General features: G+C 65.1%; 19 protein-coding genes and 1 riboswitch. Of the genes, 3 read left to right on the forward strand and 16 right to left on the reverse strand.

The genetic code is table 11. The annotated features are described in order from the left end of the window. Positions 1 to 2: 2 nt before the first annotated feature. The 3 genes from LB310_RS14860 to LB310_RS14870 form a co-directional block, all read right to left on the reverse strand. The gene (locus tag LB310_RS14860) at positions 3 to 530 is read right to left on the reverse strand and encodes a hypothetical protein (RefSeq protein WP_301155307.1); all 528 of its coding nucleotides are present in this window, start codon (positions 528 to 530) and stop codon (positions 3 to 5) included. A 234-nt stretch (positions 531 to 764) separates the two neighbouring features. Beyond that, positions 765 to 1,394 (reverse strand): phosphatase PAP2 family protein, encoded by a 630-nt coding sequence (locus LB310_RS14865; protein WP_087189721.1) that lies wholly within the window; start codon positions 1,392 to 1,394, stop codon positions 765 to 767. Positions 1,395 to 1,534: 140 nt separating this feature from the next. Next, positions 1,535 to 2,152 (reverse strand): helix-turn-helix transcriptional regulator, encoded by a 618-nt coding sequence (locus LB310_RS14870; RefSeq protein ID WP_301155308.1) that lies wholly within the window; start codon positions 2,150 to 2,152, stop codon positions 1,535 to 1,537. Between the two features lie 707 nt (positions 2,153 to 2,859). Here LB310_RS14870 and LB310_RS14875 point away from each other — a divergent pair. Continuing rightward, complete coding sequence (locus tag LB310_RS14875) at positions 2,860 to 3,330, forward strand: hypothetical protein (RefSeq protein ID WP_301155309.1); 471 nt, start codon at positions 2,860 to 2,862, stop codon at positions 3,328 to 3,330. A 52-nt stretch (positions 3,331 to 3,382) separates the two neighbouring features. On the opposite strand, the gene LB310_RS14880 is transcribed toward LB310_RS14875, so the two are convergent. The 3 genes from LB310_RS14880 to LB310_RS14890 form a co-directional block, all read right to left on the reverse strand. After that, the gene (locus tag LB310_RS14880) at positions 3,383 to 3,943 is read right to left on the reverse strand and encodes a YdeI family protein (RefSeq protein WP_087189718.1); all 561 of its coding nucleotides are present in this window, start codon (positions 3,941 to 3,943) and stop codon (positions 3,383 to 3,385) included. Positions 3,944 to 4,044: 101 nt separating this feature from the next. After that, positions 4,045 to 4,368: a multidrug efflux SMR transporter gene (locus LB310_RS14885; protein WP_301155310.1), complete on the reverse strand. Its 324-nt coding sequence runs from the start codon at positions 4,366 to 4,368 to the stop codon at positions 4,045 to 4,047. Positions 4,369 to 4,391: 23 nt separating this feature from the next. Next, a riboswitch (guanidine-III (ykkC-III) riboswitch) is annotated at positions 4,392 to 4,456 on the reverse strand. 97 nt (positions 4,457 to 4,553) lie between these two features. After that, on the reverse strand, positions 4,554 to 5,048 hold the full coding sequence (locus LB310_RS14890) for an N-acetyltransferase (RefSeq protein ID WP_087189716.1): 495 nt from the start codon (positions 5,046 to 5,048) through the stop codon (positions 4,554 to 4,556). Between LB310_RS14890 and LB310_RS14895 the strand changes: the two genes are divergently transcribed. Then, positions 4,947 to 5,672, forward strand: a complete 726-nt coding sequence (locus tag LB310_RS14895) for an AAA family ATPase (RefSeq protein ID WP_301155311.1) — start codon at positions 4,947 to 4,949, stop codon at positions 5,670 to 5,672. The two genes, LB310_RS14890 and LB310_RS14895, sit on opposite strands and share 102 nt — an antisense overlap. A gap of 3 nt (positions 5,673 to 5,675) precedes the next feature. On the opposite strand, the gene LB310_RS14900 is transcribed toward LB310_RS14895, so the two are convergent. The 9 genes from LB310_RS14900 to LB310_RS14940 form a co-directional block, all read right to left on the reverse strand. After that, the gene (locus tag LB310_RS14900; RefSeq protein ID WP_301155312.1) at positions 5,676 to 6,008 is read right to left on the reverse strand and encodes a type II toxin-antitoxin system PemK/MazF family toxin; all 333 of its coding nucleotides are present in this window, start codon (positions 6,006 to 6,008) and stop codon (positions 5,676 to 5,678) included. Then, entirely contained in the window at positions 6,005 to 6,304 is a 300-nt protein-coding gene (locus LB310_RS14905) for a hypothetical protein (RefSeq protein ID WP_123674619.1), read from the reverse strand. The genes LB310_RS14900 and LB310_RS14905 overlap by 4 nt, the downstream gene beginning before the upstream one ends. A 127-nt stretch (positions 6,305 to 6,431) precedes the next feature. Then, on the reverse strand, positions 6,432 to 9,656 hold the full coding sequence (carB, locus tag LB310_RS14910; protein ID WP_301155313.1) for a carbamoyl-phosphate synthase large subunit: 3,225 nt from the start codon (positions 9,654 to 9,656) through the stop codon (positions 6,432 to 6,434). Next, complete coding sequence (carA, locus tag LB310_RS14915) at positions 9,656 to 11,164, reverse strand: glutamine-hydrolyzing carbamoyl-phosphate synthase small subunit (protein WP_301155314.1); 1,509 nt, start codon at positions 11,162 to 11,164, stop codon at positions 9,656 to 9,658. The genes carB and carA overlap by 1 nt, the downstream gene beginning before the upstream one ends. 321 nt (positions 11,165 to 11,485) lie before the next feature. After that, entirely contained in the window at positions 11,486 to 15,232 is a 3,747-nt protein-coding gene (locus tag LB310_RS14920; protein ID WP_301155315.1) for a S8 family serine peptidase, read from the reverse strand. 251 nt (positions 15,233 to 15,483) lie between these two features. Then, positions 15,484 to 16,140, reverse strand: a complete 657-nt coding sequence (locus tag LB310_RS14925; RefSeq protein ID WP_301155316.1) for a molecular chaperone TorD family protein — start codon at positions 16,138 to 16,140, stop codon at positions 15,484 to 15,486. A gap of 12 nt (positions 16,141 to 16,152) precedes the next feature. After that, the gene (gene nrfD / locus LB310_RS14930) at positions 16,153 to 17,013 is read right to left on the reverse strand and encodes an NrfD/PsrC family molybdoenzyme membrane anchor subunit (RefSeq protein ID WP_301155317.1); all 861 of its coding nucleotides are present in this window, start codon (positions 17,011 to 17,013) and stop codon (positions 16,153 to 16,155) included. After that, positions 17,014 to 17,643, reverse strand: coding sequence for a 4Fe-4S dicluster domain-containing protein (locus LB310_RS14935; protein WP_301155318.1), 630 nt, complete (start codon positions 17,641 to 17,643; stop codon positions 17,014 to 17,016). It abuts the gene before it with no gap. A gap of 12 nt (positions 17,644 to 17,655) precedes the next feature. Then, entirely contained in the window at positions 17,656 to 20,763 is a 3,108-nt protein-coding gene (locus tag LB310_RS14940) for a molybdopterin dinucleotide binding domain-containing protein (RefSeq protein ID WP_301155319.1), read from the reverse strand. A gap of 235 nt (positions 20,764 to 20,998) precedes the next feature. Here LB310_RS14940 and LB310_RS14945 point away from each other — a divergent pair, with 235 nt between their 5' ends. Further along, positions 20,999 to 22,513: a response regulator transcription factor gene (locus LB310_RS14945; RefSeq protein ID WP_301155320.1), complete on the forward strand. Its 1,515-nt coding sequence runs from the start codon at positions 20,999 to 21,001 to the stop codon at positions 22,511 to 22,513. A gap of 70 nt (positions 22,514 to 22,583) precedes the next feature. On the opposite strand, the gene LB310_RS14950 is transcribed toward LB310_RS14945, so the two are convergent. After that, the coding region (locus tag LB310_RS14950; protein WP_301155321.1) for a molecular chaperone TorD family protein at positions 22,584 to 22,907 on the reverse strand (324 nt) is incomplete at its 5' end.

A 22,907-nucleotide genomic window follows, 5' to 3' on the forward strand; every position in this document is an offset into this window, starting at 1 on the left:
CCTCAGTTCGAAGTCGGCGATGCGGCGAGGCGGCAGAAAAGCTGTTCCACCTCGTCGCGGCTCCTCACGACGACCGCTTTTTCCGCATAATCGCGGCAGATCTCCTCTAAACGCTTTCGACGCGATCGCGTGCGACCTTTCCAAACCAGCCAAAGAACGAACTCCGCGTCGAGCCGCTCAATGCAGCCGTCAGCCATATCGGGGCGAACGCGATGCGCATAGCGGCGGGAGCGGCGCCACGCTTGAACCAAGCAGGTGCGACGCGGGAAAGCGAAGATCACGATGACGTCCGCCGCCTCCAGCCGGCGCGCGAGGGCGAGCCTATGGTAAGTCCCGTCGACAACCCAAGCATCGTTGACGTCGAGGAACGCCTCCGCAAGGTCCCGCGCCTCTCCCTTATCACGCTCCTGCCAATTCGAGGTGTAGAACACCTGGTCGAGATGCTGCACCGGAATGCAGAGCGCATCGCCCAGCCTGCGCGCGAAGGTTGATTTCCCCGAACTGGCGTATCCGATGACGGCAACCTTCACGTGCTCGGCCTCCTTCCCGCTTCCCCCTGCCGCACCCTGCGAACCAAGCGCATTATACTGCAATAAGCAGAATTGTGAGCGAAACCCTTCGGCAGAGAAACGACCTTTCGTGGACGATGCGAGCGTCGAGCAGGTGCGTGGTTTCCGGCTACGCGCACCATCCAGATCGTGCACAACCTGCAGAGGGCGCGTCCGCGCTCGTCGGGACATGCCACGATGCCAGGCGCGCGACGATCAGGCCTTCGCGTTCGATGCGGAACGACGTGCCCGTGCGTCGAACGCCGAGAAGGCGCGCGTGACGACGATCTGGGCGACGAGGGCGGCGAGCGCTCCCACGACGAGCGCAGCCAGCACGTCGGAGGGATAGTGCGCCACGAGATAGCAGCGCGCGGCTCCCATGAGCAGCATGACGAGCGAGCCTGCGAGCGCCGTCTTCCAGCTCGGACGCGCCAACATGAGAGCGAACATGGCCGCCGCAGCCGCCGTCATGTGGCCCGATGGGAACGAAAAGCCGTCTTCGGGCGCGGCGCCGGCGAATCGCCACCATTCGAGGTAGAGGCCGGACGACTCGAAAGGGCGCGGGCGGGCGATCAGATCCTTCAGCACGACGTTCGAGGCGATCGCGCCTAGGCAGATGGCGACGAGCATGACCGTGCCGACGCGCCGCGTGCGCCTGAACGCCATGAGCGCGAGGGCCAGCGCGAAGAAGCATGCGCCCTTCTCGCCGAGAAGGCTCACGAGCCCGAACAGCGGCGTGAGCGCGAAGCCCGCCGCCTCCGCGAGCGCGTGGAGCGCGCCGAGGACGGTCGCGTCGAACAGGGCGAACGCGGCGTTCAGCCACATCACCAAAGCGGTTGGTTCCATAGGGGTCCTTTCGTCTCAAGAGTACGCGAAACCTGTTTCAGGCCTCGCTGGTGCCCATGAAACGACTGCTGGTGCCCGCCAGCAAGCCACGATGCGTTGCAAAGGCGACGCGGTGCGTGTCACAACCGCCCGACCAGGCGCTACGTGCGTAAGATCCGGTAGCCGAGGATGACTTTCGCCAAGAAGAGCACGAACATGAGCGTGACGGCGTAGGGCTGCATGGCGGCCGTGAAGCCAAGGATGGCCACCGCCTGCACCGCAAACCCGGTGAGGGCGACAGCGCGCGAGACCCTACACGCGGCCACGAGAGCCAGCGCGATCTCTGCCGCCCCCACGAGCGCGAGTGCGATGATTCCCGCCGCCATGATGGCGAACGAGATGCCGAAACCCACGGGCGCGCCGTACTCGGCCAAACTTGCCATACGCACGAACGAGCCATCGTCAACGCCATACAGAGGCAGGAATGCGAACGCAACGATCAGTACATCGAGCAGGCCGAACGACAGCATGCCGTTACTGCGCGCCGAAGAGCGGCGCTCGTCGCGCGCGAGCACAATGAGATCATCAGTGGACAGGAGGTCATCCACCGACACATCGAACAGGCGCGCTATCGCCTGCAGCGAGTCGAGGTTGGGCGAGCCGCCGCCCGTCTCCCACTTCGACACTGCCGTGCGCGATACGTAGAGCTTGGCCGCCAGCTGCTCCTGAGTCAGGCCGCGCTCGGCGCGCAGCGTCTTGAGCTTCTCCCCAAGTTCCATGAGGGTGCGCCTCCTTTCATGCCCAGCTTGGACGACACGGCGCGCAACAACAAGACACGATCCGTGTCATCGAGCATCTTCGCAGGTCGAAGAGCCTGCGCGTCACAACATCCATCAGGAATCCGTATCATCAAAGGGCGCTCTCGTCACATCGACGAGGAGCCCCTCCTACTGGATAGCCTGCCGCTTCCAGCTTCGATGCGACTCCCACCGCCGCGAAGAGCGCGTACAGTACTATAAGGGTCACACGAGCATCGTAAAGGGATATGAGGCCCTTTACGCTCGACCGCCCGCGGTTCGGTTCGCCATTCTACCATGAGCGCGGTCAGGCGGCTTCGCATTCGAGCTTCTCAACCTAGGCGGAACTGTAAAGCATAGAGTCGAAGGATGCTGTAGAGCGCCCGTCGAAGAACGACGAGCCTTGCTTCCCACCCCTCCCCGACTCCGCTCGGAATGGCAGACGCGAATTCTTGCCCAGATGTCAGGAAACGCGCGGTTTGGCAAATTCGGCATGGTTCGAATCCTGTTTCACAGCCCAAGCTCCAGCAAAACCCCTGGTGATCTTCTTTTCCTTCGAAGTTATCCAAAGTTAACCATTGCCAAACCAACCCGTTTTCGACATGCCGACCCTGTTTCGGCGTTATACCTCGGGAGCCGGGGTATACTGCCTCGGCAGGATACGTCGAGCAGGAGCGAGGAAAGGAGCGATGATGGAGAAGCTGCCGCCTTTGGCGAAGGTGTTCGAGGCGTGGAGCGCGCTGGCGGACGGACGTGTGGCGCTCGACGCCGAGGAGCGGCGCGCGTCGGTGGCCTCGTCGAACGGTGCGAAGGCGTACACGGTTGCGTGGAGCGAGGACGGCACCGTGTACTCGTCGAACGACAGCGCCACGTACTGGCAGGGCTACGCGGGCTACCCCGTGATCACCGTGCTCATGGCGCAGGGGCGGCTGCCCTTCGACCGTGCGATGGCCGACGAATTCGCGCACGTGAACTGGACCGAACTGAACGAGCGGCACAGGCGCGACTATGCGGCGGCCGTGCGCGAGGTCGTCGACGAACGGGGCCTCGACGCTGCGCAGGCGGACGCCGCCGCCCATGAGGCGCTGGACGCGCTGGCCGCGCTCGACATCGGGATCAAGCGCGGGTCCGTCCGCCCGCCGAGAGCGAAGAAGGATTGATCGCCGAAGCCCCCCCCCAAGCACGCCGAAGACACGGCGAGCGCGGCCCCTGCTACATGGGCTTGAGGTTGCGGTCGAGGCGATCGAGCATCCAGGCGAGGCGCTTCTCGCGGCCGGCGTCGGTCTTGGCGTCGAAGTACGCGCGCGTGTAGGTGCGCCGCACCGAGGGCGACATGGCCTGGAAGTTCGAGGCCGCCGGCTCGTGGCCGGCGATGAGCGCTTCGAGGGCGGCGGTGTCGTCCTCGGTGACGTCCGGGGCCTTCTTGGCATCCCAGCAGCCGTTTCGCTTGGCGGCCTCCATGGCGCGCCGGCCCGCATCGGTCATGAGGCCCCGCTCCTCGAGCTCGACCGCAAGCGCCTTGTTCTTGTCGGACCAGACGCTCTTCGCGCGGCGCGGCGCGAAGTACTTGCGGTAGGACGCATCGTCGATGCGTTGCATGCGCCCGTCGATCCACCCGAAGCAGAGCGCCTCCTCCAGCGCCTCGGACGCCTTGAGCGTCTTCGGGCCGCCGGGCTTGCCGAACACGAGCCACACGCCGCCGCCCGCCTCGCCGTTGTCGCACAGCCATGCCCTGAACTCGTCGCGGGTTGAAAACGCCAGCTCGTTTTCCATAAGGCAAACCTCCTCGGCTCGTCGTGGCGCGGCGCGCCCTGCGACCTCAGTATAAAGGAGGATGCGCTCGCGAGGATGGGAATGCGAGGGATCGCCCGACGTCACCCCGCGTCGTGGACGAGCTTCAAGCCGACGATGCACGCGATGAGACCTGCGACGAGCAGAACCTTCGCCACCGAGACGGGCTCGGTTCCCGAGAGCATGCCGTAGATGACCGTAAGCGAGGCGCCGATGCCCACCCAGACGGCGTACGCCGTGCCCGTCGGCAGCGACTTGACCGCGTACGACAGCCCCGCCATGCTCATGACGAGCGCGACGAGGAACACGAGGGACGGGACGAGCTTGGTGAACCCCTCCGCCCGTCCGAGCGCGGTGGCCCACACCGCCTCCAAGACGCCCGAAGTCACCAGAACGATCCATGCCATGAGAAGACTCCCTTCCGTGAAGCAACGCGCCGTCTTTGCGATCCTGGTACGGCTGCCCTCGTCAGGGAATCATGCGAAACGATGAGACTGGTTCAGTGTAGCAAACCTCATCGCGCACTAGGCATTTCAGCATCCGAGTTCATAGGTTTTACTAACAGGTGTTCCCTTTGAGTGGGAGCAATGGCTCAGCCGAGCGACTTCGCATAGCAGGCCTCGCGCAACAGCTCGCCCGCGATCTCGTCGACGTTCTCGCGCTCGAGCAGCTGGAGCCCCCGCCGCTCGTAGAAGGCAGGAGCCGGCACGTTATCGGCGAGCACCCAGAGGTAGGCGCGCTCGAAGCCCTCGGCTGCGAGCGCGTCGAGGGCCACATCGAGCAGTTTCGAGCCGATGCCGCGCCCAGCACGCTCCGGCAGGACGTAAAGCGACACGATCTCGCCCCATCCGGCGAACGCCCCGACACGGGCGGGGCGACGCCATCCATCCCCGCTCCTCCTGCCTACCACACACATGGCCTGAAATCGGCGTTTCCAAGCTATGGTAGCATGCAGGAGGGAGAAAACGAGCGAAAGGAGCGGGCCATGCGCGACGACGTCTTCGTCACCTCGCTCGCCATCGACTGGGCAGGCGTTCCCCGCCGGGACGTGTACCCGTTCGACGTGCCGGCCATCGCGGGCCTGCATGATCTCGACCTGTGCCAACGCATCACATTCTTCTGCGGCGAGAACGGCACGGGCAAGTCGACGCTGCTCGAGGCGATGGGCATCGCCTACGGCCTCAACCCCGAGGGCGGCTCACGCAACTACACGTTCTCCGTGTACGACGGCCATTCGGAGCTCTGCGACCACGTGCGCCTGCTCAAGGGCATCTGCCGGCCGCGCGACAGCTTCCTCGTGCGCTCCGACACGCTGTTCAACCTCATATCGGAGATGGACGCGCTCGAGGACGACCAACGCTACTTCGGCGGACGGTCGCTGCACGCCCGCTCGCACGGCGAGGGCATCCTCGCGCTCGTGTCGCGCCGCTTCGGCGGCGAGGGATTCTACATGCTCGATGAGCCCGAGACGGGGCTCTCGCAACTGGGGCAGGTGGCGCTTTTGGCCGAGATCGTGCGGCTGGCCAACGCGGGGTCGCAGCTGGTCGTGGCCACGCACTCCCCCATCCTGCTCTCGGCGCCGGGAGCGGTCATCTACCAGTTCGAGGACGAGGTGCGCCGCGTAAGCCTCGAGCAGACCATGGAATGGGACGCCCTCCACCGCTTCCTGGAAGACCCCGACCGCCTGCTCGCGGAGTTCCTGGAGGGCTAAGGATCAACGCAGCTCCAGCATTCCCCGAATGGAAGCGAGGATAGTGCGCACGGTTTCATCGTCCGCACATCCGAGGTACTCGTACCCACGTCGCCCCACGTCTATGGTCCGCAACAACTCCACGCAAGCGAAGCCTATTGAGCGCCCTGAGCACTTCACAGGCAAATGAAGCGGGTACCCGTTGTCCTTGGTGGTTGTCGGCACGACGGCAACCAGGTTCGCACGCGAATTGAAACCGTAACCGCTCACCACAACAGCTGGACGGATCTTTGCCGGCTCATGGCCGATCGACGGGTTGAAATCGACCATGATGACATCGCCTTGCTCGAGGATCACGGAATCACCTCGGCGCCCACGTCCTTGCCCCAATCGCATTCCCCTGGTTGGTAGTCCCCCGTGTATCCCGCAAAAAGCTCGTCCATGGAAACATAGGGGATATCTCGATAGGCGCGATGCTCGGCTTCCTCGGGACGAACGAGCATGAACGAGCCGCGCTCGTCATGCCCGAGGCTCATCGTCAAGCGCGCGCCCACATCGATCCCCATGCGCTCGCACATGTCCTTGGGAATGCGGACGGCACGCGACGTGCCCCAGGCGCAAAGCTGCGTTACCTTGTCGGCGATCCTTGACATCCACGCACCTCCCTAAAGATATCTTTATAGATATCTTGCCACCGATCGTGCCGTATGGCAAGCTCCATGCGTGGTGCCGGCAGCTGCTGACGAGCGAAGCTGCCGGCAATAGGTCATCCGCGTCTCCCTACCCCCACTGGGGCAGGTCTTGCAGGGCCACGACGGACAGGCCGTTCGCGCGGGCCATCTCCATGCCGGCAACCATGGCCTGGGCGCCGGCCAGGTTCGTGACGTGGGTCACGCCGTGCTTCACGGCCTCGAGGCGCAGCTCGTAGCCGTCGGCGCGCGTGGCATGGCCGAACGGCGTGTTGATCATGAGCGCTATCTCGCCGGCGGCGATGCGGTCGAGCACGTTGGGGGCGCCCTCGTGCACCTTCTTCACTTCCTCGCAGTCCACGCCCGCCGCGCGCAGGGCGCGGGCCGTGCCTCCCGTGGCCACCACCTTGAAGCCCAGGCGCACGATGTCGCGCGCGATGGACACGATGGCGCGCTTGTCGCGGTCGCACACGCTGATGAACACGGTGCCGCCTTCGGGCAGCGCGTAGCTGATGGCCAGCTGCGTCTTCGCGAACGCGGCCGGGAAGTTGCCGGCGATGCCCATGACCTCGCCGGTGGACTTCATCTCGGGGCCGAGCACCGTGTCCGCGCCGGGGAAGCGGCCGAAGGGCATGACGGCTTCCTTCACGCTGTAGTGCTCGAGGCGCCGGTCGTCGGGAGGCAGGCCCAGGTCGGCGATCCTCTCGCCCGCCATGATGCGCGCGGCCATCTTCGCCAGCGGCACGCCGGTGGCCTTGGACACGAACGGCACGGTGCGGCTGGCGCGCGGGTTGGCCTCGATGATGTAGATGACCTGGTCCTTGATGGCGAACTGGATGTTGATGAGGCCCACCACGCCCAGGCGCAGCGCCAGGTCGCGCGCGACGCTTCGCAGCTGCGACACCAGCGCCTCGGACAGCGCGAACGGCGGCGTGCAGCAGGCCGAGTCGCCCGAGTGGATGCCGGCCATCTCGATGTGCTCGAGCACGCCGCCCACGTACACCGCCTCGCCGTCGCAGAGCGCGTCGAGGTCCACCTCCACCGCCCCCTCGAGGAAGCGGTCGAGGTACACCGGATGGTCGGGCGATATCTTCGCGGCCTCGGCCATGTACTTCTCCAGCTGCGCGCCGTCGTAAACGATGCCCATGCCGCGCCCGCCCAGCACGTAGCTGGGGCGCACGAGCAGGGGGAACCCTATCTGGTCGGCCACGACGCAGGCCTCCTGGTAGGTGGAGGCCATGCCGGCGGCCGGGTAGGTGATGGCCATCTCGTCGAGGATGGCGCTGAAGCGGTCACGGTCCTCGGCAAGGTCGATCGCCTCCGGCGAGGTCCCCATGATGGGCACCCCCGCCTCCGCGAGCGCGTTCGCCAGCTTGAGCGGCGTCTGGCCGCCGAGCGTGACCACCACGCCGTCCGGGCGCTCGACGTCCACGATGTCCATGACGTCCTCGAACGTGAGCGGCTCGAAGTAGAGCTTGTCGGACGTGTCGTAGTCGGTGGACACGGTCTCGGGGTTGCAGTTCACCATGATGGTCTCGAAGCCGGCCTCGGCAAGCGCGTAGCTCGCATGCACGCAGCAGTAGTCGAACTCGATGCCCTGGCCGATGCGGTTCGGGCCGGCTCCCAGGATCATCGCGCGCTTGCGCGTCTTCGGCGCAACCTCGGTCTCGTCGGCGTCGTAGGTCTTGTAGTGGTAGGCCGTGGAGCTGGGGAACTCGGCCGCGCAGGTGTCGACGGTCTTGAACGCCGGCCTCACGCCCAGAAGCTTCCGGCACGTGCGCACGGTGAGCTCGTCGGAGCCCGTGAGGTGCGCGATCTGCGCGTCAGAGAGGCCCATGCGCTTGAGCAGGCGGAACGCGTCGGCATCCAGCTCGTCGAGGTGCATGCCGCGCAGGTTCTCCTGCACGCGCACGATGTCGGCCATGCGCGCGATGAAGAAGGGGTCGATGCCGGTGGCCGCGCACACGCGCTCCACCGTCCAGCCGCGGCGCAGCGCCTCGGCCAGGTAGAACACGCGGTCGGCCGTGGGGCGCGCCACGAGGTCGTCGAACGCCTCGCCGTCCGGCAGGCCGGCGTCCTTCCCGTCCGCGCCCAGGCCCGCACGGCCGTTCTCGAGCGAGCGCATGGCCTTGCCGAGCGCCTCCTCGAACGTGCGGCCGATGGCCATGACCTCGCCCACGGCCTTCATGCGCGTGGACAGCGTGTCATCGGTGCCCTGGAACTTCTCGAACGCGAAGCGCGGAACCTTCACCACGCAGTAGTCGATTGACGGCTCGAAGCACGCCGGGGTGGCCTTCGTGATGTCGTTCACGATCTCGTCGAGCGTGTAGCCCACGGCCAGCTTCGCCGCCGCCTTCGCGATGGGGAACCCGGTGGCCTTCGACGCGAGCGCCGAGGAGCGCGACACGCGGGGATTCATCTCGATCACGATCATGCGCCCGTTGTCGGGGTTGACGGCGAACTGCACGTTGGAGCCGCCGGTCTCCACGCCGATCTTCTCCAGGATGGCGAGCGACGCGGCGCGCATGCGCTGGTACTCCACGTCGGAGAGCGTCTGCGCGGGGGCCACCGTGATGGAGTCGCCCGTGTGCACGCCCATGGCGTCGAAGTTCTCGATGGAGCACACGATGATGCCGTTGCCGGCATGGTCGCGCATGACCTCCATCTCGTATTCCTTCCAGCCCTCGATGCTCTCCTCCACGAGCACCTCGCCGGCCGGCGACAGCTCCAGGCCCTGGCCCACGATCTCGTGCAGCTCGGCCGGGTCGTGCGCGATGCCGCCGCCCGCGCCGCCGAGCGTGAACGAGGGGCGCAGCACCACGGGATAGCCGAGCTCGGCCACGATGGCCTCGGCGTCGGCCAGGGAGTAGGCGTAGCCGCTTCGCGACGTCTCGATGCCGAGCTCCGCCATGCACTCGTTGAAGAGCTTGCGGTCCTCGCCGCGCTCGATGGCGGCCAGGTCGCAGCCGATCATCTCCACGCCGTACTTGTCGAGGACGCCGGCGCGCGCGAGGTCGACGGCCGTGTTGAGGCCGGTCTGGCCGCCGAGCGTGGGCAAAAGCGCGTCGGGCCGCTCCTTGGCGATGACCTGCTCCACGAACTCGGGCGTGATGGGCTCCACGTAGGTGCGGTCGGCCAGGCCCGGGTCGGTCATGATGGTGGCGGGGTTGCTGTTCACGAGCACCACGCGGTAGCCGTCGGCCTTCAGCACCTTGCAGGCCTGCGCGCCCGAGTAGTCGAACTCGCACGCCTGCCCGATGACGATGGGGCCGCTGCCGATAACGAGGATAGTGTCGATGTCGGTGCGCTTAGGCATTAGTCCTCCCCTCCTGCCTGACGGCTTCCTGTGGCGGGCATCTTGTCTTTCAGAACCTGCGGCTGCTCGCACGCGGCGCGAAGGCCGCTTAGCTCGTCAGCCGCAGAACCTTCAAGGCAATCTGCTCCACCACAGAAACCCTGCTCCTTTGTTGAGGCCCCCGCCACGGTGGCAGCCTGCTCGCCGAACGTCCAGCCGGCCAGGCGGTCGGCGGCGATATCGATGTCCAGGTAGTCCTCGCGGCCGTCCATCAGGCGGCCGAAGGCGGTGAACAGGTAGTGTGCGTCGGTGGGCCCGGGCGAGGCCTCGGGATGGTACTGCACGCTGAACGCGGGGATGTCGAGGAAGGCGATGCCCTCGGCCGTGCCGTCGTTGAGGTTCACGTGCGTGAGGCGGATACGGCCGAAGCGCTCGTTGTCCACGACCGGCGCGATGCCGGAGCGCGCCCAGAAGCGCAGGTCGTCCTCGTGGCCCTTGAAGCCGCCCGAGAGCTCCGGCACGAGCGCGCCCAGGCTGGGGAACAGAAGGCCGAAGCCGTGGTTCTGCGCCGTGATCTCCACGCGGCCCGTGAGCAGGTTCATCACGGGATGGTTGCCGCCGCGGTGGCCGAACTTGAGCTTCTCGATCCCGGCGCCGGCGGCCTTCGCGATCATCTGGTGCCCAAGGCAGATGCCGAACACGGGCACCTGTCCCAGCAACTTCTCCACCTGGGAGTACGTGCCCTCCACGGCCTCGGGGTCGCCGGGGCCGTTCGACAGGAACACGCCGTCGGGTTCCATGGCCAGCACCTCTTCCGCCGGCGTGTCCCACGGCACGACCGCGAGCTCGCAGCCCGAGCGCACGAGGTTCTGGAGGATGGAGCGCTTCGCGCCGCAGTCGTAGGCGACCACGCGGTGGCGCACGGACGCGGCCGGCGCGACGGCGAATGCATGGCTCGCAGGCAGGTCGCCTGCGCCCACGGCGTACGGCTTCTCGCACGACACCGTGGCGGCGAGGTTCTGCCCCACGAGGGGCTCGCTCGCTCGCACCTTCGCCAAGAGGCTCGCCTCGTCCACGTCGACGGTGGAGAGCACCGCGCGCTGCGCGCCGCAGTCGCGCACGTGGCGTACGAGCGCGCGGGTGTCCACGCCCTCCACGGCCACGACGTCGTGCTCGCGCAGGTAGTCGGGCAGGCTCTGCGCGCTGCGCCAGTTCGACGGCGCCGCGCACATGTCGCGCACCACGAGGCCGCGCAGCGCGGGCTCTCCCGCCTGGGCGTCATCGGGGTTCACGCCGTAGTTGCCGATCTGCGGATACGTCATGGTGATTATCTGTCCGGCGTAGGACGGGTCTGTTATCACCTCGAGGTAGCCCTCGAGCGACGTGTTGAAGCAGATCTCGCCGTACACCTCTCCGGGCGCGCCGCACGCCGTGCCGCGGAACGCCGCGCCGTCCTCCAGCACGAGCGCCGCCGGCCGGGGCGCGGGCTTCGACGTTCCCTCCAAGAGCTTGTTCGCTATCTCGCTCAAAATCATCCTTCCGCTCGGGCAGCATATACGAAAAAACGCCTTCGTCGGGGACAAAGGCGCACGTTATCCTGGGAAAGCTATGCTGCGCACCTTGTCGGTCTCTCCGTACCGCCTTAAAGGTTAAAAGCTAGTATACGACTTTTTCGATGATTAGGAGTGCAGTTTGCAGTATTTTCGGTGTTTCGGCAAGAAATATGCAGTTATGCCAGCCTCCGAGCCCCCGAAGGAGCAATCGACCGGAACGCCCCAATGCCGTTCGCGACACACCGAAAAGGGGCGAAGCGGGCCCTCGACCTTTCGACCCGCTTCGCCCCACGAACTCTATTGTTCCTTACGGCCCCAACGGCGAACCGCCAAACCGCCAAGCACCACCGCGGCGGCAAGCGCGGCAAGGGCGAGCGGAGCCGTCTCGAGCTGATCGCCCGTTCGCACAAGCTGCTCGGGCTTGGCGCCGTGCGAAGCATCGCCGGGAACGTCAGGTACAGGAATCGGATCAGGGGTCGGCGTTGGATCCGGACCAGGTTTCGGAGGAACCGCCGCATCGCCCGGCTGGGAAACCGTCTTCATGGCCGTTGCGCAGAACACGCGATACGGATTGTCCTGCGATCCCGCCAGCACATAGAAACGGTCACGATATGCCGTGGCTGCCGGAGCGAGCAACGCCTGTTGGGAAGCCTTCTTTTCGTACGCCGTCACCGAAGGCGCCTCGCCTTCGGAAAGCAGATACGTGTCGGCCTTGCCGTCTTTGCTTACCGGGCCAGCAAGTGCGAACCCGTCCTCGACAGCCCCTGACGCATAGGCCAATTGACCCGTCTCGGTTACCAGCGAGGAAAAATCAACCGGCGTCCCCACGAGCCACCCTGCAGCAGCGCCCTTCTCTGCCGAGGAGTCAAGATCGGCCTGCTGCGGCTTCAACAGCTCCGCGCCAGGCAAGCCGCCCATCTGAATTCTTGCAGAAATGCCGCCCGACACCATGAACGAACCGTTGCCGTACGTCACTTGGGGGCGAATACGTCCCATAGAAAGCTTTCCCGCTTCTTCAAAGATACGCGACGCGGGGTCGGCGCGGAACACCTTTGCACTGTCGTCGCCGCCATGCATACCGCCGAACACATACAGATGCTCGCCGTCGCTTCCCAAAGTGGGGGCGAGTGGAGCAGCATCCAAGCTTTCGAATTTGAAGCCAAGGGACTCCCATGCTCCATCGGCGGTGTAGCGAACAAACGCCGCGCTTTGCTCGTTGGACAACTGCAGCACAAGCGCACCGTCAAGCGTTGCCCCCGACATGTCAACAACGTCACTCGGTACGGCAACGCCGTCAGCCGTGGAGGCTGGAAGCGAAATCCTCTCCCACGTCTTCGCATCAGGATCGTAGCGCAACAGATGGTCGTGGGTCTGATCAAAGTCAAACAAGGACGTGCGCGGCAGACAGTACACGTCCCCGTTGAAGCCTACCAGCTGCCAGGAGCCCCACGTGCTCAACTCGTCGGGAACAGGCAGGCTCGTCTGGTCGTAATACGCCGTATCGGCACGTTTTCCCAGATCTGCCCGTTGATTGGCTTGCTTGCCGTTCGCTTTCACCTGCACGACCGTCTGACCGCCCGCAAACCCCTCGGGCTTTTGCACGGTCAGCTCGGCTTTACCGTCGCCCAAGTCGATGCGCCCAGACACCGATGCTGCCGCATCGCCCAGCCAGACCTCGGTACCTCCTTGCGGCATGAAGTACCCGCGCACAACCACCGAGCTTCCGTTGTCCACGACTTCGGTGATGGCCGGACCGGGGTTCGCCGCGCCGTCAACCGTCGCATACCCGCCCGTCGAGCACATGCCATCGTAGCGCTCATCGGGTTCGGCGGCGCCTTTCACCAACGCTGCCAGCTTCTCGGCAGATTTTGCCATATCGGCTGAGCCTACGCCGTCCAAGCCCTGTCCGGCAATCACTGCCGCAGCGCCCGCTACCGCCGGGCAAGCCATGGAAGTACCCTGCATATACGTATAGGGAACCAGGTCGCTGCCTAGGCCTATGCTGTCAACGAGAACAGTGCCCGGTACATACGATCCCAGGCTCGTCACGCCGCCGACCATAGAGAACTCGACTATGGCGAAGCCTATCTTTATTTGAAAATGCTCCCAATCGACATCTTCCGGAAGCTGTCCCGATAAGCCTGCCCACGCATCGCCTCCCATACCGAAGGCATCTCCCGTTACGGGTAATTCCGCCCACCCGTCATCACCGTCACCGTCAACGACCGTTTTCACGCCAACCACAAGCCGCGTCGCAACCGAATCGACTTCAGCGGTGCCCGCATAGCGAATGCTTAAATGCGTAGGCTTTTCGGCAAGTCCTGAAAGATCGACCGCACCGCTTTCGGCAACGGCGAGATTGCCCGCTTCCGCAGACTCGGGACTGTAGGAGAGAGCTAGGGCCCTTGCACCATCGAAGCGATAGCTGTCGCCGACAATTTCGCACGTGCCGACCGCAGCAGAACCAGTGGCGAACGAAGAAAAACCGCTCATATCAACCCCACTGGAACAATGGCTTTCTTCATCGAAGCTTTCATATAGAGCCGCTTCGTTATCCTCTTCGCCCAGATATTGCGGACTCGCCGTAGCATCCGGACCGCCGGTTGCATAGGTGGACAGAATGGTTCCACCAGGCGCCATCACATCGGTCGTCGTCTCGCCGAACTGGGTGAATTGAGTTGGCTTTCCCGTCGCCTCGATGGCATCGACGACCACCGCATACGGATTATCAGCCAAAACCCCCGCCGTACTAGCCGCTGCGTCATTATCGAACGCCGAGTTACCCGACGCGAATATGCTCACCACGCCCTGCTGCCCGATTTCCGTCACAGCAAGATTGATCGAGCGCAGTTGAGCCTGGCCGAATCCCCATGAATTGTTCGCCACCCGTACCTCGACACCGGCATCGCAAGCACGGCTTACATAATCGAAACACTCCAACATTCCCGAAAGAGTATCGTTATGGCGGACTGCCATAAGCTTCACGTTCCCTGCAAGACCCGAGATGCCTGCGCCATCCCATGCAGCTCCTATAGTGCCCGCCACATGCGTGCCATGATAGCCATCAAGGCCTTTTGTCGAGGAGGTGCTCGCATCAGCGACGACGGCAAAGCCGTGCTCGTCTTCTTTGCCTGTTTGCACAATCCCAGAAGTTAGCCCTTCGTCCCACATGACCGGCCCTAAATCAGGGTTCGTCGCATCCACGCCCCCGTCAATAACAGCCACGACGACTTCTCTTAACTGCTCGGCCGCCTTTCGGTTATTCCAATTGCCGTAGGACATATCGACAGCCTTGTCCTGCGATATGCCGCCCATACGGCCATCGTTATCGAAACCCCAAACGAAGCTGTTGATATCGGTGGCGGGATCGCTTTTGTCCTGACCAAGAACGATCCCGGAAGGAGCTGCGCTTTGCTTATCGCTTTCGCCGCCTTCGGCTGCAAGCGCGTCGCTTCCATCGATTGCATTTCCCTCTTCGCCGTCCGCAGCCTCTACCGTGGGCTCGGCAATAGTATTGGGTGTAGTTTGTTGCGCGCTATACTCGACCTCTTCTGCCGACTCGACGGCGGTGCCGCTTGCGGCTGCCTTAGTATCGACGTCGCCGGATTCCACGATTGCGTTTGGCTCTGCAAACACCACGCGCTCATCGGCTTCCAACTCGGCGATGAGCTGCTCGGCGGTCTTGCTCTCGTCTCTAACCAGCACCAACCGTCCTGCGGCGGTTTGCCGTGCATTGTCTGCCGAGCGCGATCTAGCCGCGCGAGCGCCGTCTCCGCCTAGGTCGTCCCCCAGCGCCTCGGTGGCCGTATCCGCATCGATGTCCATGAGGCCTTCAGCGTTATCGATCAGATCGTTGCCGAGAGAAAACATCCGCACCCCATTGTCGATCACATAGGCAATAGCCTCGTGCTCGACATACGTTCCCGGCGCGAAAGACGCATTCGGGGAATCAGCAGCCTCGTCAGCCACTGCTGCACCAGCCGATATCGGCACAAGCGAACATGCCAGCAGCGCTCCCAGCGCAGCTCTTCCAAACCTCTTCATCTATACTCCTTCGCCCATATGCATACCATGCAGTTATTCTAAGAAATCATATGCAACAAAAGAGCAACAGGGATGTGCGCGAATGGGGGATGACGGCAACAATACGGCAGAGCGCCTGGAAACCGCGTATCTGCACGCCCTTTTAACTGTCGGCGCTCGATGCCGATATCCGAGCACCCTCCCCAGCAGCAGCGACCGCCACGGCGGCCCCTTGGATAGTGCGCTTGCCGGCGCCCGCAGGGGCGCTCGCATTATCGAGCGAGTGCCCCTGTCGCATCCGCGGCCAAAGCGGCCGCGGATGCGTAGAGGTCGTCGTCGCCGGCAGCCAGCAGGCGGGCGGCCCTCGGAAGCCACGCGTTCGCATGCTCGCGGGCGAACTGGCGCAGCAGCCCCGCCGCGCGCTCGGACGCCGCCGGGTCCTCCCCGGCCGCTTCGGCGGCCGCGCGGGCGAGGGACGCCATGAACGCGAGCTCGGCGGCCAGCGAGTCGGGGCGCAGGCTGCCCACGGCAGGGCCGAAGCCCGCGAGCGCCCGGTAGTCGAAGCCGACGGCCCGGTAGCACCTCAGCACGTGGTCGGCCCGGGCGCCCGAGACGGGCGCGTACCGCACGCGGCCCTCCTCCTCGGCCGCGCCGCGCACGCTGCACTCGGAGAGCGGCACGTAGAGCGGGCCCGTCGGCACGAAGAAGCGCTCGCTGTAGCGCTGCCGCAGCGCCTCGTCGGCAACGACGCCGTCGAGGCGGCCGTCGCCGAGCGCCCGCGCCACGCGGGCCACGTCGTCCACGATCTGCGCGGAGGGCTCGTTCAGGAACGCCTCGGCGCAGGCCTCGGCGACGACGGCGAAGCCTCGCAGCTCTTCGGGCGAGCACGCCTTCAGCGCATCCTTCATGCTCGGCATCGGGTCAGCCATACTCCAGTCGCCTTAGGCGAACATCGGCACGGCGGCCATGATGACGGCGTAGCGGAACGCGAAGCCACCCACCAGGATGCACGCGGCCTCGGCGACGCCAAACCAGCTGGGAGCCGCCTCACCCTTGCGGGTGCGCACGAGGGCTAGGGCAAACGGCGCCACGAGGCCCACAGCCACAACCCCGCCCCAGAACACAACGGCGTTGCTGCCGGTGAGCAGGTTCGCTACCGACTGGGTTGCGAACGGAGCCGCGCTGCCCGTCGTAGCGGACACCACCACCAGAAGTGCCACGAGCGCCACTACCTCGAGCACGGGCAGCACGAGCGCCACCTTGCCCGTCCAAGCAGGCAGCGCCGTGCCGCTCGGCAGCGTAAAGCGAGCTGCCAGCGCGTAGGCGGCGTAGCCCGTGTAGGCTGCCGATACCACGAACGCCACCGGCAGCACAGCCAGATTCCACAGCGGGAACGCCGGCGCGGTGCTCAGGAGCACGCCCGTGTACAACGACACGCCCACGCCCAACACGGCCGTCACCACCTCCAACGCGCGCGGCACGTTGCGCTTCAGCACCAGCAACACGCCACAGACGAACGCACCCACCAAAAACAGGCTGATGAGCACCACACCCCAGGTCATGACCGATCCGAAGTTGCCCAGCAGGTTGAAGTAGCGCAGCGGGTTCAACAGACCCCCGCGCGCGTCGACCGCCAAGATGAGCGCGCCGAGCGCCACGGCGACGAACGCCACCGCCACGCCCGCTAGCTTTGCCTTCCTCGACGCGTCATCCCTGCCCGCAGCCAGCACCGCGAACACGAACGTCCACGCACCCATGCCAGCGAAGAACAAGTCGCAGGCGACTATGCCGTCCCAAACCATTTACTGCCTCCCCTCGTAGGGCGTCTTCACGTTGCCGCCCTTATGCACGGCGCTCACGCGCTCCATGCCCATCATCTTGTCCAAGCCCAGGTAGTGTACCGACGGGTTCATGCCCATATCGGCGAAGAGCACCTGGGCGTCGTCCGCCTCGGCAAGCCGTTTGGATACGTCGCTCTCCGGATCGTTCAAGTCGCCGAACAGGCGCGCGTGGGTGACGCACGTTCCTGCGCAAGCGGGCAGCAGGCCGTTTGCCGTGCGGTGGTGGCAGAACGTGCACTTGTGCACATCGCCCGTCTCGTCGTTGGTGTAGCGCACGCCGAAGGGACAGGCGGCCATGCAGTATTTGCAGCCGATGCACTTGCTCACGTCGATCTGCACCGTGCCGTCGTCGGCAACGTAGCTGGCGCCGGTCGGGCACACGCTCACGCACGCCGGGTTCTCGCAGTGGTTGCACAGCTTGGGCAAATTGGCGCGGCTGATGCGTCCGCCGTCGTCAACATCCCAGCTCTCCACCCACGTGTTGAATTTGGTGAGGGGTACGTCGTTCTCCTGCTTGCAGGCCACCGCGCACGCATTGCAGCCGATGCAGAGCGCGAGGTCAACGACCATGCCCAATCTCTGTTTGCTCATGGTAGGTCCTCCTTACGCTTTCTCGATCTTGAACATGCCGCCGGAGCGCCCGGGGCACGAGGCGTCGTTGTCGGCGATGATGCCCATCACGCCGTCCACCGTGACGGTGGGGTCAAGCATCGTGGTGACGAAGGTGCCGGTGGCGATGGCGGGATTGCCCTTCACCAGCGTGCCATCCACCTCGACATCCTGGGCGCCGTAGGCTCGGTGCCCGTAGCCAAACGACGAGCTGAACGCGCCCTTCACCTGACCAGCGCGCACCATGGCCTCGCCCGTGCTCACATCTCCCAAGGGGTTCGTGATCTTCACCGTGTCGCCGTCGGCAATGCCGAGGGCGGCGGCGTCCTCCTCGTTGATCTCAACGTAGTTGTGATCGCACAAATCGCGCATGATGGGACTGTTCGCCAGCATCGACACCGAGCGGAAGCGGGGCTTGTGCTCGGAGGCTGTGAAGGGGAATTCCTCGGTCGAGAACCGGTCGGTCATGCGCGACAGATCGCTGAACGTTTGGGGACGATAGTGCAGCGTGCCGGGCAGGCGCTCACCAGAATAGCAGTTCTTCGTTAGCGCGCGCTTCTCGCTGTACACGAAGGCACGGTAGTTGTCCTTGTACCACTTGCTGCGGCCGTCATCGCCGTAGATGTAGGACATAGGCCAGTAGCGCCCGCCGCGCGAGAGCACGCTCTGCACCTTCGGCCACTCCGCCTCCGACACCGCGGCTGCAAACGCCTCGGGCAGCTCATCGAGGCCCTGCAGGTGCGCTTCCTCGGCGGAGAGGTCCTCCACCGGCGTCTCGCCATAGGCAAGGTTCGCCACTGCTTTCAAGTAGTAGTCACACGCGTCGTTGAGCGGCCAGGCGTTGCCGTCGACATCCTTGATAGCGCCCTCTCCCCAACCGGGCAGCTCGCATGCCTTGGCCACATCTGTGAGGAATGCCTCCCAGCTGGCATGGCGTCCGTCGGCCAGCTCGATGCTCTCGGGCACCTTCACCTGCCAGCGCACCGTGGAGCCGTACCCGGTGAAGGCGGTGCCCACCTGAGGCACGCCGAAGCTCTCGTACTGGCTCACATCGGGCACGATGTAGTCGGCGTACTGAGTGCCCTCGCCCACCACCAGGTCGCATGCGATGTGCAGCGGCACGTACTCCGGGTCCTTGAAGCGCTCGATCACTTCGTCGCGCATGGCACCCGGCGTGGCCTGCAGCACGTTGTTCATCCACGTGGTGAGGATCTTCGCCTGATAGGGATAGCGGTTGACGATAGACATGAGCGTCTGTGCGTCGGAAAGCGGCGCGTTGGGATACCAAGGCAGCGCAGGGGTGGGATCCTTCTCGCCGGCCGCCACGCGATTCTTGTACTCGGCCGTGGTCTCCCACGCCTTACCGGTACGGGAGATGGCGGCGGCGTTCTTGGCCGACACGTCGGGCTTGCCCGCAATGTCGCCCAGCTTGTAGCGGGCGCCGTTGCCCATGGCCACGGGCGTCATGCTGTACGGCACGTTGCCGCCGGTCATCTGGTTCGATCCGATGAGGGCGCGCAGTGCCACCGTGCCCATGGAGGCGTCCAAACCGTTGACCGCGATGCAGGAGCCGCCGTTGGCCCAGATGCTCGTCTTCACGCCATGGTCGGTGTACTCGTACGCGATGCGCTCAAGCTCATCTACCGGGATGCCCGTGATCTCGGCGTACTCGTCCATGGTGTAGGCGCTCACCGTGTCTTTGAGCATGAGGAAGCCCGTGCGCACCTTCACGCCGTTGACCTCGCCCTCGTACTCGAGCACGCCCGCGGCGCTCTGCGAATGCGCGCTGGGCGCGTTCGTGGCTGCGTCGATGACCACGTACTGCTCGACAGGCTTGCCGGTCTTATCCTTGACGTCCGGCACCTCAATGCCGGCGTCCGCCGCGCGCATGAGCTTGCGGAAGTTCGGATGGGACTCGTCCACGATAACCAAGTAGCTGGCGTTCGTGTGCGACGCGTAGCCACCCGCCACCGCCGCCTCCTGGTTCGGGAACGCGAGGAACTGCGCGTTGTGGCGCTTGTTGTCGATAATGCTGCGCGTGAGGGCCGAGGCGAACGCGCCGTTCGTGGCCGGCTTGATGGGCACCCAGTTGATGCCGGGAATGGTGGGCGTGACCGCACCGTTTGCAAGCGTGGGATCGATAACGTCGATCTTGAGCTTGCCGGCAGCAAGGTTTTTCGTAGTGCGCTTGGCCGAGCTCTGGAAGTTGATGCCACTCGCACCAGGGAAGCCACCGAACCACAGCGCGTACTCGGCCTCTTCCGGGTCGGGCATCATAGTGTTCACGGCTTCTTGCAGAAGCGATCCGGCCCCGTTGGCGCCGGCGCAGCTCGACACGTGGCCGTACTGGTTGAGCGTGCCGAACGTCGCGGCGAAGCGGCTGCTGAACGCACCGCGGCCGTCGGCGCGACCGCCGAGCATGACAAGCTGGTTCGACACGGGGCCGAGGTCGGGCTGTTCGGGGTTCATGGGCGTCTTGGTATCGCAGAGCGCCTTGAAGCCCTCGATGTCGCGATCCTCGCCGATCTCGGCGAACAGCTTGCCGCCCTCCGTAACTTCCTTAATAAGCTGGTCCCAGCCGATGGCCTTCCATTTGCCCTCGCCGCGGGCACCGGCGCGCTTGAGCGGCACGGTGATGCGGTCGGGCTGGCTCACGGCGTCGAGCGTGCCGTTGCCGCGGCCGCACACGGTGCCATGGAGTTGATTGCCCTTGCCGTGTGCGTAGCTCATCGAGCGGTACGCTTCCTCGAGCGGCTCCTCGTGATTCAGGTACGGATACGCGCACGCAGGGTTGTACGGGTTGCCGCCCACGCCCAGCACGCGCCCGGTGGCACGGTCGAGCTTCACGCGGTTGCCGCACGAGCTGTAGCAGCCCACGCAACCCGAGTAGCGCACGATGACGTCCTCGTTGACGCTCACCTCGCCGGTCTTCGGATCCACCTTCGCCTCGATAGGCTTGCCGGTTGTCGGCTCCGGGAACGCCGTGTCTGCCGCAATTGCCACCCGAGGCTGCACTCCCAGGCCTGCGCCCGCGAGCGAGAGCGCGCCAAGCGCACCCATCGCTCCGACGAACGTGCGTCGATCAATGTTCGTTTCCCCCATTCTTCTTCCTCCTAAGACATTCGGGGTCTTCCGAACGCAGAGTCTAGGAGAGCAGGAAGACGGGCACATCACCTAGTCGAGGGATTTTGTTGCGAACAAGCCGTGTTTTTCACCTCACCTGATCGAGTGATATTTTGCATCGCGCCTGTTCACATAATCATTACCTTCATTGTCAGACAATGGTTCCCGTCAGGGCACCGGGACCGGTGCCCTATAATCTTCGCCGGGAGGAAACATGAGAGAATACTGCGTCCGCTACAAATCGCTCTACTTGCGTGAGACCCTCGGTTTCGCGCTCTTTCTCGCTTGGGTGTTCTGCAGCCTGTTCGGCTGCGGCCTGGCGAGCTACGAGAATTCGCCCGTCGGCGTGACAACCGTGTACAATCTGGAGCACGTGTGGATGGTCAGCGGACTGTTCGAGGCGCTCGGAGGCCTGGCGGGGATCGTGGCAGCTCGGTTCCACCCGGCGCCCGACCGGCTGCTGCACGGCCGCACGGTCGGGGTGCTGGCGCTCCTGTGCGCCGTGGCGGGCAACTACGTTACCATGGTGGCCTGGGCCGACTTTCCCGGCCTATTCTGGCAGCTCTACCCTGTGGGAGGTGCGCTCACCGGCCTCGCCATCGCACTGTTCGTGGCGCTGTGGGGCGCACGGCTCGGTTCCTACGACGAGGCGTACACGGAGTTCGCCGTGCCGCTTTCGTTCACGCTCGCCTTCGCGCTGTACTTCGTGCTGCTGCTGACGAAACAGGGGCACGAGCCCTTCTTCATAGCGCTTGCCGTCATGATAGCCGCCTCGGCATTCTTCGCGGTGCGCGGGCGCGCGGACTCGGCCGCGCCGGCCTGCACGGCGCGGCGGGATGCTCCGTGGACGGACGGGCGGCAGGGGCTGCTCTCGTTCGCAGTGCTCGTGGTGGTGTCGTGGGTGCAGGTGGCCTTCTTCCGCATCATCTCCACGCCCGAGCTCACCGGCGACCGCTTCACACACTACCTGCTGCCCTTCTCGTTCGCCTGCGTGCTCTCGCTCGTCATGTTCCTGCTGTGCCTGAGGATGTCGCGTTACCTGAACATCTCGCTGGCTTACCGCTGGAGTCTGCCGTTGTTCATGCTGAGCTATCTGCCCCTGTTCGCCGACTACGGCAATCCCGAGCTGCGCATGCTGGCCTACGCCATCAACTTCCTGGGCATGTTCGGCGTGCAGTTCGGCTGCTGGATAGGCATCTGCAAGCACCTGCACCGCTCGAACGGCGGCGCGCTGCGGCTGTTCGGCACCTATGCGCTGGCCGAGGGGATCGGCATCTTTGCCGGCTGCATCATCGGGCTGTACGTGATGGGATCGATGGACGAGCACGGCATGATGCAGGTGTCCATCGGGCTCATGGCCGCCGTCATATTCGCTGCTATGGTCACTGGGTTCAATCCCACTTGGGTGTTCAGCCGCCCGAGCGAGGGGCATGCGACGCAGGGTTCAGACCCCCTTGAGGGCACATCCGGCGCAGGCAGGCCGGACGCGCCGCCCTGCCTGCAAGAAGCCCGGACGCTGCAGGCGGCCTACGGACTCACGAATCGCGAGACGGACGTAGCCGTGCTGCTGCTGGAAGGCCGCAGCAGGCCGTTCATCCGCGACGAGCTCGTGGTATCCATCAACACGGTGAGCACGCACGTGCGCAGCATCTTCGCGAAGTGCGGCGTGCATTCCCAGCAGGAGCTCATGGTGCTCGCGCGCAATGCCCGCAGCGCCAACGAGGACTGAGCTCCCTTCCTCTTGGCTACCTGCCATCACGCGGCGAGCCGCCGGCAGGGATCCTTTCGCGAGGGGCAGCCTACTCGGCGATCGACCCCACCGCATCCGCGGCCAAAGCGGCCGTGCGGGCGTAGAGGTCGTCGTCGCCGGCAGCCAGCAGGCGGGCGGCCCTCGGCAGCCACGCGTTCGCATGCTCGCGGGCGAACTGGCGCAGCAGCTCCGACGCGCGCTCGGACGCCGCCGGGTCCTCCCCCGCCGCTTCGGCGGCCGCGCGAGCCAAAAACGCCATGAACGCGAGCTCGGCGGCCAGCGAGTCGGGGCGCAGGCTGCCCACGGCAGGGCCGAAGCCCGCGAGCGCCCGGTAGTCGAAGCCGACGGCCCGGTAGCACCTCAGCACGTGGTC

The organism is Gordonibacter sp. RACS_AR49 (assembly GCF_030418435.1).
Classification (GTDB): Bacteria; Actinomycetota; Coriobacteriia; order Coriobacteriales; family Eggerthellaceae; genus Gordonibacter; species Gordonibacter urolithinfaciens.